The 17,136-nt window shown below is 70.7% G+C and carries 12 protein-coding genes; 10 read left to right on the top strand and 2 right to left on the bottom strand.

The features are described from left to right. Positions 1-52 precede the first annotated feature (52 nt). Entirely contained in the window at positions 53-775 is a 723-nt protein-coding gene (locus AB0M63_RS35455; protein WP_355924835.1) for a DUF6333 family protein, read from the bottom strand. 206 nt (positions 776-981) lie between these two features. On the opposite strand from AB0M63_RS35455, the gene AB0M63_RS35450 reads away from it, so the two are divergent. From AB0M63_RS35450 to AB0M63_RS35415, 8 genes are all read left to right on the top strand, one after another. Further along, the gene (locus tag AB0M63_RS35450; RefSeq protein WP_366022226.1) at positions 982-3,264 is read left to right on the top strand and encodes a hypothetical protein; all 2,283 of its coding nucleotides are present in this window, start codon (positions 982-984) and stop codon (positions 3,262-3,264) included. A 169-nt stretch (positions 3,265-3,433) separates the two neighbouring features. Next, the gene (locus tag AB0M63_RS35445) at positions 3,434-5,146 is read left to right on the top strand and encodes an ABC transporter ATP-binding protein (RefSeq protein WP_366022225.1); all 1,713 of its coding nucleotides are present in this window, start codon (positions 3,434-3,436) and stop codon (positions 5,144-5,146) included. Positions 5,147-5,313: 167 nt separating this feature from the next. Further along, positions 5,314-5,436 (top strand): hypothetical protein, encoded by a 123-nt coding sequence (locus AB0M63_RS35440; protein ID WP_366022224.1) that lies wholly within the window; start codon positions 5,314-5,316, stop codon positions 5,434-5,436. Beyond that, positions 5,433-5,564 carry a hypothetical protein gene (locus AB0M63_RS35435; RefSeq protein WP_366022223.1) on the top strand — a complete coding sequence of 44 codons (132 nt, stop codon included), beginning with the start codon at positions 5,433-5,435 and terminating at the stop codon, positions 5,562-5,564. The genes AB0M63_RS35440 and AB0M63_RS35435 overlap by 4 nt, the downstream gene beginning before the upstream one ends. Continuing rightward, positions 5,561-7,324, top strand: a complete 1,764-nt coding sequence (locus AB0M63_RS35430) for an ABC transporter ATP-binding protein (protein WP_366022221.1) — start codon at positions 5,561-5,563, stop codon at positions 7,322-7,324. Before AB0M63_RS35435 ends, AB0M63_RS35430 begins: the two co-directional genes overlap by 4 nt. 214 nt (positions 7,325-7,538) lie before the next feature. Further along, on the top strand, positions 7,539-9,566 hold the full coding sequence (locus AB0M63_RS35425; protein ID WP_366022219.1) for a M4 family metallopeptidase: 2,028 nt from the start codon (positions 7,539-7,541) through the stop codon (positions 9,564-9,566). Positions 9,567-9,822: 256 nt separating this feature from the next. Next, positions 9,823-11,478, top strand: coding sequence for a M4 family metallopeptidase (locus AB0M63_RS35420; protein WP_366022218.1), 1,656 nt, complete (start codon positions 9,823-9,825; stop codon positions 11,476-11,478). A gap of 82 nt (positions 11,479-11,560) precedes the next feature. Beyond that, complete coding sequence (locus tag AB0M63_RS35415) at positions 11,561-12,079, top strand: DUF1990 domain-containing protein (protein WP_355924822.1); 519 nt, start codon at positions 11,561-11,563, stop codon at positions 12,077-12,079. Here AB0M63_RS35415 and AB0M63_RS35410 read toward each other — a convergent pair. Then, positions 12,076-14,694: a glycosyltransferase family 1 protein gene (locus tag AB0M63_RS35410; protein ID WP_355924820.1), complete on the bottom strand. Its 2,619-nt coding sequence runs from the start codon at positions 14,692-14,694 to the stop codon at positions 12,076-12,078. The genes AB0M63_RS35415 and AB0M63_RS35410 overlap by 4 nt on opposite strands. 229 nt (positions 14,695-14,923) lie before the next feature. Between AB0M63_RS35410 and AB0M63_RS35405 the strand changes: the two genes are divergently transcribed. Continuing rightward, a complete protein-coding gene (locus AB0M63_RS35405) occupies positions 14,924-16,144 on the top strand; it encodes a S8 family peptidase (protein WP_366022216.1) in 1,221 nt (406 codons plus the stop codon). A 218-nt stretch (positions 16,145-16,362) separates the two neighbouring features. Continuing rightward, on the top strand, positions 16,363-17,136 hold a 774-nt coding region (locus AB0M63_RS35400), incomplete at its 3' end, for a maltotransferase domain-containing protein (protein WP_366022215.1).

The raw sequence follows: 17,136 nt of genomic DNA, 5'->3' as shown, positions 1-17,136 counted from the left end.
GCAACGTCCTCGACACCGGCGAGGTCGCCGCCACAGCCCGGGCGGCAAGAGGCTAGGGAAACCACACCTCCCCGATGTTCGCCTCTCCCTCCTCGCCCCGGTCGACGACGAACACCGACTCCTGCCGTTCCTCGTGCGCGTAGACGGACAGCGCCCCGCCGGTCAGTGCGTGCAGCAGACCGTCGTAGTCGTAGAAGGAGTCGTCGCAGCGGTCCTCGTCGTCGAACTCCTCCTCGCCCAGCAGTTCGGGGGTGATGCCGGCCGCCGACAGGGTGGCGCGACGGTCGCCGGTGATGTCGAGTTCGTCGAAGCCGGCCACCGTCAGGTCCGGCGCGCCGGGTACCGCGACGAGGATCTTGACGTAGGCCGCGCCGAAGTCGCGTTCGCAGACGGCGACGATCCGGGCGTCGGGGTGCGCCTTCTTCCGGGCCCGGAACTCGTCCTCCAGTGCGCCGGACAGCACCCCGTCCTCGACGAGCGCCGGGTCGGTGATCTTCACCGTGCCGCCCCACGCGGACGCGTGGACGATGTCCAACTCCCCCCGGTCGGCCGGGCTTTCGGGATGGTCCAGCCGGGACGGCGGGCCCTCCCGGCGGATCGCCGCGACGGAGATCAGGGACGACACGGCCGCCCGCGCCGCCGCCGGGTCATGGGCCGTGGCGGAGGGTCGCTCGTCGGGCCGGAGCGGGGGCCCGAAGGGGGGACGGATCACGACCAGATGCGCGTGCCCGCCGTACCGGGGGTCCACCCGTGTGCCGGGAGATACGGGACTCATGACGCCGAGCGTATGCCGCGGCCTCGCACCAGGCTGTGACCATCCTGTGGAGAAGGCGGGGTGACACCGTCGTCGTGGCACGGATCGGCTTCGGCATGTACATGCGCATGTCTAGCGTGTGACCCGTTCGTCGGCGCCACATCGACCACGGGGGCCCTGGCGCCGCGCGAACACCCCATGCCTACGGGCCCCCACGGGGACTTCTCGTGCACATACCCATACGCAAGCGGCGGTTGCGCGGACTGCGGCGGTCGGTCGTCGCGCTCGCGTGCGCCTCGGTCATGGCCCTCACCGGACTGCCCGGCCTCACCTCGGCGGACGCCGCGCCGAGACCGCTGGACCCGGGCAAGCGCTGTGACGAGCTGTACGGCCTGCCGAGCAACACCCGCCCGACCACAGGGCTTCCGCAGTTCGACGCGTCCCGCGCCACGTCCCAGTGGGACGACTACGAGTACGTCAACCCGGCCAAGGAGTGGGACGGCCTCGGGGCGCCGTCGGCCGCCAAGCAGGCCGCGCTGTCGGAGCTGACCAAGGCCCCGGCGACGCAGCCGGACCGGGTCTGGTGGCGTTGGCTCCAGCAGAAGGACAAGTACCCGAACTTCACCGACTACCGGGACGCGGTGTTCATCCCGAACTCCGGGAACGACCCCCGCGGCAAGGCCTTCGAGCAGAAGGTCATCAAGGATCACGGACTGGTCGGTCCTGAGTGGATCTGCCAGAAGGAGGTCGAGTTCAAGGACCCGGACACCGGAAAGACGTACCGGCGCAAGCTCGACGCGTACAACACGCGCACGAAGCAGATCCTGGAGATCAAGTCCAACGGCAGCCCCGACCGTACACAGGTCCCGAAGGACCTGGCGTGGGCCAAGGACCCGGCATGGAAGGACAGCAGGGTCAAGTACGTCTTCGCCGAGCCGCAGAAGGCGGACGCGAAGAAGTTCCTCGGGAACATGCGGCAGCTCGCCGGTGACCGGGTCACCGAGTACAACTACCGCTCCGACCGGGTGGAGTTGGCCCCCAAGGGCGGTCAGCGGGCGACCAGCGGGCTGATGGAGCCACCGGGGCAGTCCGGCTCCACGCGCGGCGGACTCACCGATCTGATCCGTGAGTCCCGGCCCACGCCGAAGAGCATGGCGGACTTCCTCAACGCCAGGAACGCCGCGAACCCGGGTGGTCTGCCGCGCGGTCCGGGCGGTGTCGACTTCTCCACCCTGGACCTGAAGTACATCGGCAAGCCGGTCAAGGGCAAGGGCGTCGACTTCGCGTTCGACGCGCAGGAGGATCCCACCGAGCAGTCCGGCTGGGGCGGCAAGGCCACGTCCCAGTTGATCTCGGACGCGTTCTTCACCTGGCTCGCCCTGACCCCCGACACGTTCTGGGTCAACCTCAACCCGGACGAGCCGGACCGCATCATGGACGCCAAGTTCGGCAGGACTGACGCCGGCCGGGTGCTGCTGGAGGCCGATCTCCAGATGAAGCACGACTTCTACAAGGCCATGGACCCCGCCACCGACCTCGGCAAGCGCTACTGGGCCGCCCTGCCCAAGGTCAACGGCAAGCCGTGCATGCCCGGTCTGCGCAACTGGATCGAGCCGAAGACCACGCAGGTCCGTGAGCAGGACGGCGGCATCTACATCCTGGACACCCCGCTGCGCCTGAAGTCGACCGCGCAGACCACGGTCACCCAAGGTCCCGGCGAGCCGATCTGCACCCCGGACGAGGCCACCACCAAGGCGGCCCAGCGGGTCATCGACCAGATGATCGTCCCCGCGGTGGAGAAGACCATCAACACCGCACCCCAGTACGCCGATCTGCGGCGCGTCTACACCGCCCGGGTCGCGGCCGAGTACATCCGCCAGCAGGACGCCAAGTCGCCCACCGACTACCACGGCATCATCAACAGCGGCGACGCCTCACGCTGGCCGCTGCGCGCACCCAACCAGAACTGGACCCGCGAGGCCCTGTTCCAGAAGTACCGGAACATCTACACGCACGGCGAGTTCACCTACGACGTCCCCGACGCGAACGGCACCGTGCAGGTCTACATCGTGGGCGGAGTCGACCTGTCGAAGCAGCCCAAGCAGAACGTCGGCAAGGTCCAGTTCACCGCCCAGCACCGCTATCTGCCCCGGCAGACGCAGACCAGCGTGAAGACCCTCACCGACAACACCGACACGACGGGGCAGTTGCTCCTCGGCGCGAACACGGCCGCCGACGACACCGGCACCTCCACGCCCACGCCGACCCCGACGCCGACCCACACCGGCAAGCCGACGCCCACCCCGACTCACAGCGGCGGCGGTGGCGGCGGCACGAGCACCCCGGCCCCGACACCCGCCACGTCCGCGACCGCCGAGCCCGGCGGCGATCTCGCCCACACCGGCAACGACGTGCCGGTCGGCCTTGTCTCGGGCATCGCCGGCGTCCTCGCCGTGGCGGGCGGAGCGCTCGTGTGGTGGATGCGCCGCCGTAGGACCGCCCGGGGGTAACTCGCGGCGGACGCACACCTGATGGGGCCGGTACGCAGCCTGCGTACCGGCCCCGTCGCGTGGTTTATTCGATGGGCAAGCGCGTTCACGCTCGGTAATCTCCGAGGTCTCCAACCACACCCGGACCGCTCACGGCTGCCCGCGCTCAGCGGCCTGGGCAAGGAGGCACATGATCGACGCGTACGAGGATCCCGGGACACCCGACTGCCGGAGCGGCTGGCGGTTCCTGTGGTGGCTGGTGCTGCGGCAGTGGCGGCGGGCGCTGTCCGGGGCGCTGCTGTCGAGCGTGTGGATGGTGCTGATGGCGGCGGCGCCGTATCTGATGTCCCGGGCGGTCGACGACGGGCTGGTGCCGGGGCGTCTGGGCACGCTGGCCTGGTGGACCGGGGTGCTGTTCGCGGTCGGGGCGGTCAACTCGTGGCTGAGCATCATGCGGCACCGCACGATGACCCGGGTGCGGATCGACGCCAACTTCCGCACGGTGAAGCTGATCGTCGGGCAGGCGGTCCGGCTGGGCGCGGTGCTGTCACGCCGGGCGCGGGCCGGTGAGGTCATCACGGTCGGCGTCGGCGACGTGTGGACGATCGCCCAGTCCCTGACGGTAGTCGGGCCCGGCTTCGGAGCGCTGGTCGTCTACGGGGTGGTCGCCGGGGTGCTGCTGTCGATCTCGGCGCCGCTGGCCGCCGTGGTCCTGCTGGGTGTGCCGGTGATCGCACTGCTCGCGGGGCCGTTGACGGTGCGGTTACAGGGTGTGGAGACGGAGTACCGGGAGCGGCAGAGCGTGCTGACCGCGCGGATCGGCGACCTCGCGGGCGGCCTGCGGGTCCTCAACGGCCTGGGTGGCAAAGGGCTGTTCGCGGACGCGTTCCGGCGTGACTCGCAGCGGCTGCGGGCGCAGGGCTACCGGGTGGGCGCGGTGGCGAGCTGGGTGCAGGCCATCGGCGTGGGCCTGCCGACCCTCTTCCTCGCCGTGGTGACCTGGCTCGCGGCCCGGCTGGCGGCCCAAGGGCAGCTCAGCATCGGCGAGTTGGTCGCCGTGTACGGCTATGTCGCGGTCCTGATCGGCCCGGTGGCCTTCTTCATCCAGATGGTCTACGAACTGAGCCGGGGTGTGGTGGCCGCGCGGCGGGTCGTAGAACTGCTGCGCCTCGACCCCGTACCGGACACCGGAACGACGCCCGCGCCCGCCGAACCGGCCGCGCTGCACGACCCCGACTCGGGAGTACGGATCCTGCCGGGCCGGCTGACCGCGCTGGTGGGCGCCCGACCCGCCGACGCCCTGTCCGTGGTCGACCGCCTCGGCCGGTACGCGCCGTCCGCGGCCACCTGGGGCGGGCTGCGGCTCGACGCGATTCCGCTGGACCAGGTGCGGGCGCGGATCCTGGTCGCGGACAACGAGGCCGACCTGTTCGCCGGACCGCTGCGGGAGGTGGTGTCCGGCCGCCGGGAGCGGTCCGGGGAGTCGCTGGCGCGGGCCGTGCACGCGTCCGCCGCCGACGACATCGTGCAGGGGCTGCCGGAGGGCCTGGACTCTCCGGTGGCCGCCCAGGGCCGCAGCCTCTCCGGAGGCCAGCGTCAACGCGTGCGGCTGACAAGGGCGTTGCTCGCCGAGCCGGAGGTACTGCTCGCGGTGGAGCCGACCTCGGCCCTGGACGCCCACACGGAGGCGGCGGTCGCACGCCGTCTGCGCGAGGAGCGCACAGGCCGTACGACGGTGGTGACCACGACGTCCCCCCTGGTCCTCGACCACGCGGACACCGTCCACTACCTGGTCGACGGCAAACTCGCGGCCAGCGGCACCCACCGGGGCCTGCTGGACTACGAGCCCGGCTACCGCGCGCTGGTGGCCCGGGACACGGACGCGGAGGAGGTCGTACGGTGAGGCAGTCCAAGGGACCTGAGGAGCTGGGGAAGTTGACGGGGGCCGGCGGTCGGCCGCCGGTCGCCGGACGGACCGCGGTGCAGCTGCAGCGGGCTGGTGACCCGGGACACGGACGCGAACGAAGTCGCACGGCGACGCCGCCCAAAAGGCCCGAGAAGCTCGGGAAGTTGACGGAATTCGGCGGTCGACCGCCGGTCGCCGAGCGAGCCGACACGAGGCTGCCGGCGGCCGAGTCCGGCTACCACGGGTTGGCGGCCAAGGACGCGGACGCGAACGCGGTCGTGCGATGACGCCGCCCAAGAAGCCCGAGAACCTGGGCGAGTTGACAGGATTCGGCGGTCGACCGCCGCTCGCCGAGCGAGCCGACGCGAGGCTGCCGGCGGCCGGGAACACCTGCGTGGAAGAGGTCATACGGTGACGTCGGTCAAGGGGTCCACGGGGCAACTACCCGTCGCCGCAAGCGCAGACGTGCGGCGGGCCGCCGTGCGGCTGGTGCGGGTCGATCGGCGGGCGTTCGTCGTCGTTCTCGTGGTGAACGCGCTGGCGGCGGGGGCCGGGCTGGTCGGGCCGTGGCTGGTCGGGCGGATCGTGGACGAGGTGCGGGGCGGGGCCGGGGTGGGCACGGTGGACCGGCTGGCGTTGGTCATCGTGGTGTGCGCGCTGGCACAACTGCTGCTGGCGCGGTGGGCGCGGTACGTGGGGCACCGGTTCGGGGAGCGCACGCTGGCCCGGGTCCGGGAGGACTTCGTCGACCGGGCGCTGGCGCTGCCCGCGTCGGTGGTGGAGCGGGCCGGGACGGGCGACCTGACCGCGCGCGGCACCGCGGACGTGGCCATCGTGGGGACGACCCTGCGGGACGTCGGGCCCGATCTGCTGGTCAACTTCGTGCAGGCGGCCTTCGTGATGGGCGCGGTGTTCGCGCTCGACCCGCTGCTCGGCCTGTTCGGGGTGCTCGGTCTGACGCCGATCTGGTTCGCGCTGCGCTGGTATCTGCGCCGGGCCCGGGACGGCTATCTCGCGGAGGGCGCGGCCAATTCGGAGGTCGCCGAGATCCTCACGGCGACCGCGTCCGGGGCCCGCACGGTGGAGGCGTTCCGGCTCCAGGAGCAGCGGGTCACCGCGAGCCGGGACACCTTGCGGGCGGCCCTGCGGAGCAGGCTGTACACGCTGTTTCTGCGGACCGTGTTCTTCCCGGCGGTCGAGGTGTCGTACACCATCCCGGTGGCCGGTGTGCTGCTGGTGGGCGGGTGGCTGCACGGGCGCGGGGCGGTGGGCGTCGGCGCGGTGGTGGCGGCGGCGCTGTATCTGCGGCAGTTCATCGACCCGCTGGACCAGATCCTGATGCGGGTCGAGCAACTGCAGAGCAGCGGCGCCTCGTTCGCCCGGGTGGAGGGGCTGGCCCGGGCGCCCCGCGCGGAGGGGGACTGCGAGGCCCCGACTCCGGCGGACGACCGGATCGACGTGACCGGGGTGCGGTACGCCTACGAGCGCGGCGGCGAGGTGCTGCATGGCGTCGATCTGACCGTACGGCCGGGTGAGCGGCTGGCGGTGGTCGGTCCGTCCGGCGCCGGGAAGACCACGCTGAGCCGGCTGCTGGCGGGCGTCGACGCGCCGACCGAGGGCACGGTGACCGTGGGCGGGGTGCCGGTCCACGGGCTGGCGCCGGAGACGCTGCGCCGCCAGGTCGTGCTGGTCACCCAGGAGCACCATGTCTTCCTGGGTTCGGTCCGCGAGAACCTCCTGATCGCCGAACCGGCCGCCACGGACGAGGAGTTGTGGGCGGCCCTGGCGGCGGTCGGCGCCGAGGAGTGGGTGCGGGAGCTGCCGGAGGGGCTGAACACTCCGCTGGGCGCGGACGGTTCGGCCACGGACGGCTCGCAGGCCCAGCAACTCGCCCTGGCCCGAGTCGTGCTGGCCGACCCGCACACGCTGATCCTGGACGAGGCGACGGCCCTGCTGGATCCGGCCACCGCCCGGCACACCGAGCGCGCGCTGGCCGCCGTACTGGAGGGCCGTACGGTGATCGCCATCGCCCACCGGCTGCACACCGCGCACGACGCGGACCGGGTGGCCGTGATGGAGAACGGCCTGCTGACCGAACTCGGCCCGCACGAGGAGCTGGTGGCGGCGAAGGGGGCGTACGCGGCGCTGTGGCACTCGTGGCACGGCGGCCGGTAGTCGCGCCAACAACCTCCCACCAGTTCGTATAGCGAACATGAACATCCGGACAACGAACGAATTCCGGCCAAGTTCCTGACGCGCTCCTGACAGAAAGCGCGGGCTGCTGCCACTCTTCCCTCTGGCGCTTCACAGCAACCCCACAGTTTCACGCCTGTGATCCCTGTGATCTCCCCTGGTCGCGTGATCCGCGACCGTCCTGAAGGAGTCAGTGTTGAGAAGCAATTCCTCGCGCAGACGCACCTCCCACATAGTCGCCGCAGCCGGCGTCACCGCTCTGCTCGCCGCCGCCGTCCAGGCCGGCGCGACCTCCGCCGCCGCTCCCGCCAACCCCCTTGCCAGCAAGGGGAATCCGGCACACGCGGCCCTCTCGCTCTCCCCCTCGCAGCGCGCCGAACTGATCCGCGACGCCCAGTCGGCGCGGGTCGCGACCGCCAAGGACATCGGCCTCGGCGCCAAGGAGACACTCGTCGCCCGTGACGTCGTCAAGGACGCGGACGGCACGGTCCACACCCGCTACGAGCGCACCTACGCGGGCCTCCCGGTTCTCGGCGGCGACCTCGTCGTCGACACCGCCAAGTCCGGTGCGACCACCCATGTCGTCAAGGCGACGAACGCCACCATCGCGGTCTCCGACCTCACCCCGAGCGTCGCCACGGCGACCGCGGAGAAGCAGGCCGTCTCCCGCGCCAAGGCCCTCGGCTCCACCAAGTCGGCCGCGGACTCGGCCCGCAAGGTGATCTGGGCCGCGAGCGGCAAGCCGGTGCTCGCCTACGAGACGGTCGTCGGCGGACTCCAGGACGACGGCACCCCGAACCAGCTGCACGTCATCACCGACGCGGCCACCGGCAAGAAGCTCTACGAGTACCAGGGCATCGAGAACGCCACCGGTACCGGCAACACCCAGTACAGCGGCCAGGTTTCGCTGACCACGACCCAGTCGGGCTCCAACTACACCCTGACCGACGGCGACCGCGGCGGCCACAAGACGTACAACCTGAACCACGGGACGTCCGGCACCGGCACGCTGTTCTCGCAGACGAGCAACACCTGGGGCAACGGCACCACGTCGAACGCGGCGACGGCCGGCGCCGACGCGCACTACGGCGCGGCGGAGACCTGGGACTTCTACAAGAACACCTTCGGCCGCAGCGGCATCAAGAACAACGGCGTCGGCGCCTACTCCCGTGTCCACTACGGGAATTCGTACGTCAACGCGTTCTGGGACGACAGCTGCTTCTGCATGACCTACGGCGACGGCTCCGGCAACGCGGACCCGCTGACGGCGCTGGACGTGGCGGGCCACGAGATGAGCCACGGCGTCACCTCGAACACGGCCGGGCTCAACTACTCCGGTGAGTCGGGTGGGTTGAACGAGGCGACCTCCGACATCTTCGGCACCGGCGTCGAGTTCTACGCCAACAACTCCACCGATGTCGGCGACTACCTCATCGGCGAGAAGATCGACATCAACGGCGACGGCACACCGCTGCGCTACATGGACAAGCCGAGCAAGGACGGTGGCTCGGCGGACAGTTGGTACTCGGGTGTCGGCAACCTGGACGTGCACTACTCCTCCGGCGTCGCCAACCACTTCTTCTACCTGCTGAGCGAGGGCAGCGGCGCCAAGGTCATCAACGGCGTCAGCTACAACTCGCCCACCTCGGACGGGCTTCCGGTCACCGGCATCGGCCGGGACAAGGCGCTCCAGATCTGGTACCGGGCGCTCACCACGAAGTTCACGTCCACCACCAACTACGCGGCGGCCCGCACCGGGACACTCGCGGCGGCGGGTGAGCTGTACGGCACGACGGGCGCCGAGTACAAGGCGGTGCAGGACGCCTGGGCGGCCGTCGCGGTCGGTGCGCGCTCCGGTGGCGGCGGGGGCGGCGGTACGTCGTTCGAGAACACGGCCGACGTGTCGATTCCGGACAACGGGGCAGCCGTCACCTCGTCGGTCACCGTGTCCGGGCGGACGGGCAACGCCCCGTCGAACCTCTCGGTCTCGGTCGACATCGTGCACACCTGGCGCGGTGACCTGGTGATCGATCTGGTGGCTCCGGACGGGTCGACGTACCGCCTGAAGAACTCCAGCTCGTCCGACTCGGCGGACAACGTGCAGGCGACCTACACGGTCAACGCGTCCTCCGAAGTCGCCAACGGGGTATGGAAGTTGAAGGTCCAGGACGTGGCGGCACAGGACACCGGCTACATCAACAGCTGGAAACTTACGTTCCCGTAAAATCCAGCCGTCAACTTCAGGCCGCAGGAACAGGGCGCCGTCCCGGGGTTTCAACTCCGGGGCGGCGCCCTGTTGTGGGCGTTTACATGGCCGCAACGTTCACCGGACAGTCGATTTTCCGCCAACATCACTTCGGGGTCCTGACATGTACGCGCCCCTGATGCCACTCTTCCCTCACGCCGCTTCAGCACAGCAATTTCACAACCGCTCCGGTCAGTAACCCCACGCTGCCGGACTCCCCCACAAAGGAGCTTGCGTGACCCCCCTCTACGCGCGTCACAAGCGCACCACCCTGGCCATCGCCACCGCGGTCGCCGCCGGGGCCCTGCTCGCCACCGGTGTCACCACCGGCGCCGCCGCCCAGCCCGCGGCCGGCAAGGCGGCTCCTCTCGCCGCCGCCCCGCAGCTCCTCTCCAACGCCGCGCGCACCGCGCTGGTCCAGGAGAAGCAGGCCGCCGCGCCCGAGACGGCCCAGCAGATAGGCCTCGGCACCAAGGAGAAGCTGGTCGTCAAGGACGTCGTCAAGGACGTCGACGGCACGGTCCACACCCGCTACGAGCGCACCTACGCGGGCCTCCCGGTCCTCGGCGGCGACCTCGTCGTGCACACCTCGCCGGCCGGCAAGACCGAGGGTGTCACCAAGGCGCACTCGGCGACCATCAAGGTCGCCACGGTCACGCCGAAGATCACCGTCGCCAAGGCCGAGAAGCAGGCGCTGACCGCCGCCAAGGCCGCCGGCTCGGACAAGACCGCCGCCGACGGTGCCCGCAAGGTCATCTGGGCCGGCACCGGCACCCCCGTCCTCGCCTACGAGACCGTCGTCGGCGGACTCCAGGACGACGGCACCCCGAACCAGCTGCACGTCATCACCGACGCGGCCACCGGCAAGAAGCTCTTCGAGTACCAGGGCATCGAGAACGCCACCGGCACCGGCAAGACGCTCTACTCGGGCACCGTCAGCCTCGACACCACCCTGTCGGGCTCGACGTACAACCTGACCGACGCCACGCGCGGCAGCCACAAGACGTACAACCTGGCGCACAAGACGTCCGGCACCGGCACGCTGTTCACCGACGCCGACAACGTCTGGGGCACCGGCGCGGCCTCCAGCTCCACCACCGACCAGACCGCCGCCGCGGACGCCGCCTACGGCGCCCAGGAGACGTGGGACTTCTACAAGGCCACGTTCGGCCGCAGCGGCATCAAGAACAACGGTGTCGGCGCCTACTCCCGTGTCCACTACGGCAGTTCGTACGTGAACGCGTTCTGGGACGACAGCTGCTTCTGCATGACCTACGGCGACGGCTCGGGCAACACCCACCCGCTGACCTCGCTGGACGTGGCCGGCCACGAGATGAGCCACGGCGTCACCGCCAACACCGCGGGCCTCAACTACTCCGGTGAGTCCGGCGGCCTGAACGAGGCGACCTCCGACATCTTCGGCACCGGCGTCGAGTTCTACGCCAACAACTCCACCGATGTCGGCGACTACCTCATCGGCGAGAAGATCAACATCAACGGCGACGGCACCCCGCTGCGCTACATGGACCAGCCCAGCAAGGACGGCGGCTCCGCCAACTACTGGTCCTCCTCGGTCGGCAACCTCGACGTGCACTACTCCTCGGGCGTCGCCAACCACTTCTTCTACCTGCTGAGCGAGGGCAGCGGAGCGAAGACCATCAACGGGGTGGCCTACAACTCCCCGACGTACAACGGCTCCACGGTCACCGGCATCGGCCGCGCCAAGGCGCTGCAGATCTGGTACAAGGCGCTGACGACGTACTTCACGTCGACCACCAACTACAAGTCGGCCCGCACCGGCACCCTGAGCGCGGCGACCGCGCTCTACGGCTCCGGCTCGGCCGAGTACAACGCGGTGGCGGCGGCCTGGACAGCGGTCAACGTCACCTGACAGCCGCTGAGTTGACAGGCCAGACGTAAAGGCGGTACCCGGAGCGAAGGCACATCCGGGTACCGCCTTACTCTTGGGAGCTATGCCACTGCAGGACTTCACGTACAACGACGTCGGCGCGACCCGCGAGCGCGGTTTCTGCCCCCCTGACTTCCACCCCCTGTATGTGCGCACCCGGATCGGCGAGGGCGAGAAGGTCTTCCGCCGGGCCTCCGAAGCGCTCCTGACCTGGGAGTTGCACCGCGAGCTCGGCGTCGGCATGGAGGCGAGCGCCGACAAGGCCGCCCCGGGCGTCGACGTCACGGTCACCCTGGCCGGCCTGATCAAGGCCCCCTGCCGTGTCGTGTGGACGGCGGAGGAACCCCGCAGGACCGGCTGGGCCTACGGCACCCTCCCCGGCCACCCCGAGTGCGGCGAGGAGGCCTTCGTGGTCGACCGCACGGGCGACGGCACGGTCTGGCTGACGGTCTCCGCGTTCAGCCGCGCCGCGAAGTGGTACGCCCGCCTGGGCGGCCCGGCGACCCGGGGGTTGCAACACGCCTACGCCCGCCGGATCGGGAGCACACTGCGGCAGATGTGTGCTCCCTACTCCGACGTCTAGCGCATCAACACCCCTCCCTGCTCGACCAGTTCCTCCGAAGCCACCGCCACCAGCCCCAACTCCGCACTGGACGCGAGCAGTCGGTGCGCGGGCAGGACGCGGACCGTGTAGCCGTAGGGGCCGGTACGGTCCAGGGCGAGCGGGCCCTCGTACACCCAGTGGCCCTCCTGGTCCGGGCCGCCCGCCGGTTTCAGCGGGACCGTCGTGGCGTCGGCGATGTGGTCCTCCGGGTCGACGCGGCCCGAGACCGCCTGTACCTCGACGTCGTCCGGGGCGAGGCCGCCCAGGCCCACCCGCACCCGGAGGTTGAGGGTCGTACCGAGTTCGGCGGTGGTCGTGGCGGCGGACGTCTCCACGTGGTCGACGCTCACCCCGTGCCAGGCGGAGCGCACCCGCCCCTTCCAGGCGGCCAGTTCACGGGCCGCCTCGGGGGTCATGGCGCGGTGGGCGTGGGCGGCGGGGGCGTAGAGGCGCTCCACGTACTCGCGGACCATCCGGCCGGCGAGGACCTTCGGTCCCAGCAACGTCAGTGTCTGGCGGACCATTTCGATCCAGCGGTCGGGCAGGCCGTCCTGGCCGCGTTCGTAGAAGCGCGGGGTGACGCGCTGTTCGAGGAGGTCGTAGAGGGCGGCGGCCTCCACGTCGTCACGGTGGTCGGGGTCCGTGCCGGTGCCGTCCGCCGTGGGGATGGCCCAGCCGAAGTCGGGCTGGAACCATTCGTCCCACCAGCCGTCCAGCACCGAGAGGTTGAGGCAGCCGTTGAGTGCCGCCTTCATACCGCTCGTGCCGCAGGCCTCCAGCGGGCGGAGCGGGTTGTTGAGCCAGATGTCGCAGCCGGGGTAGAGCTTCTGCGCCATCGCCATGCCGTAGTCGGGCAGGAAGACGATGCGGTGACGGACGCGCGGGTCGTCCGCGAACTTCACCAGCTCCTGCACCAGCCGCTTGCCGCCGTCGTCCGCCGGGTGCGCCTTGCCCGCCACCACGATCTGGACCGGCCGCTCCGGATGCAGAAGGAGGTCCATCAGCCGGTCGCGGTCGCGCAGCATCAACGTCAGGCGCTTGTACGACGGCACCCGGCGGGCGAACCCGATGGTGAGGACGTCGGGATCGAGAACGCCGTCGATCCACCCCAACTCGGCCGATCCGGCCCCGCGTTGACGCCAGGAGGCACGCAGCCGCTCCCGTACCTCCACGACGAGCTGCTCCCGCAGATCGCGCCGCAGCTCGTAGATGTCCTGGTCCGGGATCTCCGCGACCGCGTCCCAGCGGTCCGAGCCGCCGACCGTCATCGCGTCCTCGGTGCGCTGGGCGCCGATCTGCCGGGCGCCGAGCCGGAACACCTCGGGGGCGACCCAGGTCGGCGCGTGCACGCCGTTGGTCACGGAGGTGATCGGCACCTCCTCGGGGTCGAATCCCGGCCACAGGCCCGAGAACATCTCGCGGCTGACCTGCCCGTGCAGCAGCGAGACTCCGTTGGCGCGTTGACCCAGGCGCAGGCCCATCACGGCCATGTTGAACAGGTTGGGCTCTCCGCCCGGGTAGGTCTCCATGCCGAGGCGCAGGATGTGTTCGACGTCCATGCGCGGGAGTTCGGCATCCGGCCCGAAGTGGGTGGCGACCAACTCCCGGTCGAAACGGTCGATTCCGGCCGGGACGGGCGTGTGCGTGGTGAAGACCGTGCCGGCCCGCACCGCCTCCAGGCCGGCGTCGAAGTCCAGCCCCGCGTCGCAGAGTTCGGCGATCCGCTCCAGGCCGAGGAAACCGGCGTGCCCCTCGTTGGTGTGGAACACCTCGGGCTCGGGGTGACCGGTCAGCCGGCAGTACGTCCGCACCGCCCGCACTCCCCCTATGCCGAGCAGCATCTCCTGGAGCAGCCGGTGTTCGCTGCCGCCGCCGTAGAGGACGTCGGTCACACCGCGTTCGCCGAGGTCGTTCTCCTCTATGTCGGAGTCGAGCATCAGCAGCGGCACCCGGCCGACCTGGGCCAGCCAGATCCGGGCGCGCAGCGACCGGCCGCCGGGCAGCGCCAGGGAGACCTGGGCCGGGGAGCCGTCGGCCTCCCGCAGCAGGGCCACGGGGAGTTCGTTGGGGTCGAGGACCGGATAGGTCTCCTGCTGCCAGCCGTCCCGGGACAGCGACTGCCGGAAGTAGCCGTGCCGGTAGAGGAGTCCGACGCCGATGAGCGGTACGCCGAGGTCGCTGGCCGACTTGAGATGGTCGCCGGCGAGGATGCCGAGGCCGCCGGAGTACTGCGGCAGCGCCGCCGTGACGCCGAACTCGGGTGAGAAGTAGGCGACGGCGGCGGGCAGTTCGGCGGACTGGGCCTGGTACCAGCGGTCGCCGTCCACATAGTCGGCGAGATCGCCGGCCACCTCGGTGAGCCGGCGCAGGAATCGACTGTCCTCGGCCAGCTCCGCGAGCCGCTCGGCCGAGACGCTCCCGAGGAGTCGTACGGGATCGCGATCCGAGGCGGCCCACCGCTCGGGATCCACGGACTGGAAGAGATCACGGGTGTCGGCGTGCCAGGACCAGCGCAGATTGCGCGCGAGGTCGCTCAGCGGTCGGAGGGGTTCGGGGAGAACGGGACGGACGGTGAATCGACGGATCGCCTTCACAGCTCCACCTTGCGCGTTCGCTGGAGGACGCACGGCCTTGTGCGTCGTCGTCTCCCACGAAGGTACCGGCGTTGGTGTGGCCCTCGTCCGCAAACGCCGGACAGGCTGATGGTGCCGACCTGGGCCGAAAAGGGTTGCGTGGGCTGAAAAGGCACCCTCATGCGCCCTTGTGGTGCTTCGCACCGCACGAGAGGCTGCCCCGTGGAGAGTTGAAGGAGGGGAACTCGACATGGCACGGACGCGCACGCGGCGTCTGCGCCGGGCGGGGGGCCTGACCACGGGCATCACAGCCATCACAGCCGTGGTGTTCTCGGTCATCACCCTGCCCGCGCAGGCCGCACCGGAGGGGACCATACTCGGCGCCGGTGAACCCGGTTCCGTCAGCGGCAGTTACCTGGTGACGCTCAAGGGGGGAACAGCGGCTCCGTCGGCCGCCGGAAAGGACCTGGCCCGGAAGTACGGGGCGAGAATAAGCCACACCTACGGCACGGCCCTCAACGGCTTTGCCGTCGAGGCGAACGAGAGACGGGCGAGACTCCTCGCGGCGGACTCGCGGGTCGCCTCCGTCGCCCAGGACACCCGCGTGACCCTGGACGCCACAAGCCGCACCCAGCACAACCCGCCGTCCTGGGGCCTGGACCGACTCGACCAGCCGAGCCTGCCGCTGAGCAGGAGCTACACCTCGCCGGAGTCCGGGGGCGGCGGGGCGACGGTGTACGTGATCGACACCGGCATCCGCGTCACTCACAAGGACTTCGGCGGCCGGGCGAGCTACGGCTGGGACTTCGTCGACAACGACGCCACCGCCCAGGACGGCAACGGCCACGGCACCCATGTCGCGGGCACGATCGCCGGTACGACGTACGGCGTCGCCAAGAAGGCCAAGGTGGTCGCCGTCCGGGTCCTGGACAACACCGGGGCCGGCACGACCTCGCAGGTCATCGCGGGCATCGACTGGGTCACCCGGCACGCGCGCAAACCGGCGGTGGCCAATCTCAGCCTGGGCGGCTACCACAACGCCCAGCTCGACGCGGCCGTACGCAGCTCGATCGCCTCCGGTGTCACCTACACGGTCGCTGCGGGCAACGACGGGCTGTCGGCCGGCCTGTACTCCCCCGCGGACGTGAAGGAGGCCATCACGGTCGGCGCCACCGACCGCAGCGACGCACGGGCCGTCTTCTCGAACTTCGGCCCGGCACTCGATCTGTTCGCCCCGGGCGTCTCGATCACCTCCGCGTCGTACGCGAGCGACACCGGGAAGGCCACCTACTCCGGTACGTCGATGGCGTCACCGCACGCGGCGGGGGCGGCGGCCGTCTACCTCGGCGGCCACCCGCGTGCCGCACCGGCACAGGTGTCCAAGGCACTCGTCGCGGAGGCCGCTTCCGGCAAGGTGTCCGGCGCCGGGCCCGGTTCGCCGGACAAACTTCTGCAAGTACCGCGGCCGTAGGGCGAGAGTGCCGGCTCCGGCCCCGTTCGCCCAGGACGGGGCCGGATCTTTTGTGGAGACCTGGGTGTAAGTAGTTAGCAACCTGCCGGATTGCTAACCCGAATAGGGTGGGAAGGCTCCCCCGGTACATCCCCCAGACGCACCACCGATCTCCTTCGCAGGACCCACCTCCCCACATCCATCCGCCCATACCCACGTTGACGCGGACAGGAGCGGTCATGCCCGCCACGCACCACTCGTCAGCACCCCCGACAACCGGCACCGACGCACCCCCCGTGCGCCCCGCCGGCACCGCACCACCCGTCCCGGAGCCACCCTCCGAGGACGGCACGTCCCCCGGCATCGGACGCATCCCCGTCCTCGATGTCCGGCCGGTCGTCCAGCACGGCCACCGGCCCGCCAAGGCGGTGACCGGTGAGGCCTTCGAGGTGTCGGCCACCGTGTTCCGCGAGGGCCACGACGCGGTCGCCGCCAACGTCGTCCTCTACGACCCGGACGGCCGTCCGGGTCCATGGACCCCGATGCGGGAGCTCGCCCCGGGCACCGACCGCTGGGGCGCCACCGTCACGCCCGGCGCACCCGGCCGGTGGACCTACACGGTCGAGGCCTGGAGCGACCCGGTCTCCACCTGGCGCCACCACGCGCGGATCAAGATCCCGGCCGGCATGGACACGGACCTGGTCCTGGAGGAGGGCGCCCGGCTCTACGAGCGCGCCATCACCGGTGTGCCCAAGGGCCGGGGCCTGAAGGCCGTCCTGCGCACCGCCGTCACCGCTCTCCGTGACGAGACCCGCCCGGCCATGTCCCGGCTCGCCGCCGCGCTGACGCCGGAGGTGGACACGGTCCTGGCCCGCTATCCGCTGCGCGAACTGGTGACGGTCTCCGAGCCTCGTGCGTTGCTGGTGGAGCGGGAGCGGGCGCTGTACGGCGCCTGGTACGAGTTCTTCCCGCGCTCCGAGGGCACGGCGGCCGAGCCGCACGGCACGTTCCGT

The organism is Streptomyces sp. NPDC051576 (assembly GCF_040681835.1).
Classification (GTDB): domain Bacteria; phylum Actinomycetota; class Actinomycetes; order Streptomycetales; family Streptomycetaceae; genus Streptomyces.
The sequence above is the reverse complement of the archived record's forward strand: the minus strand, read 5'-3'. Positions and strand labels throughout refer to the sequence as shown.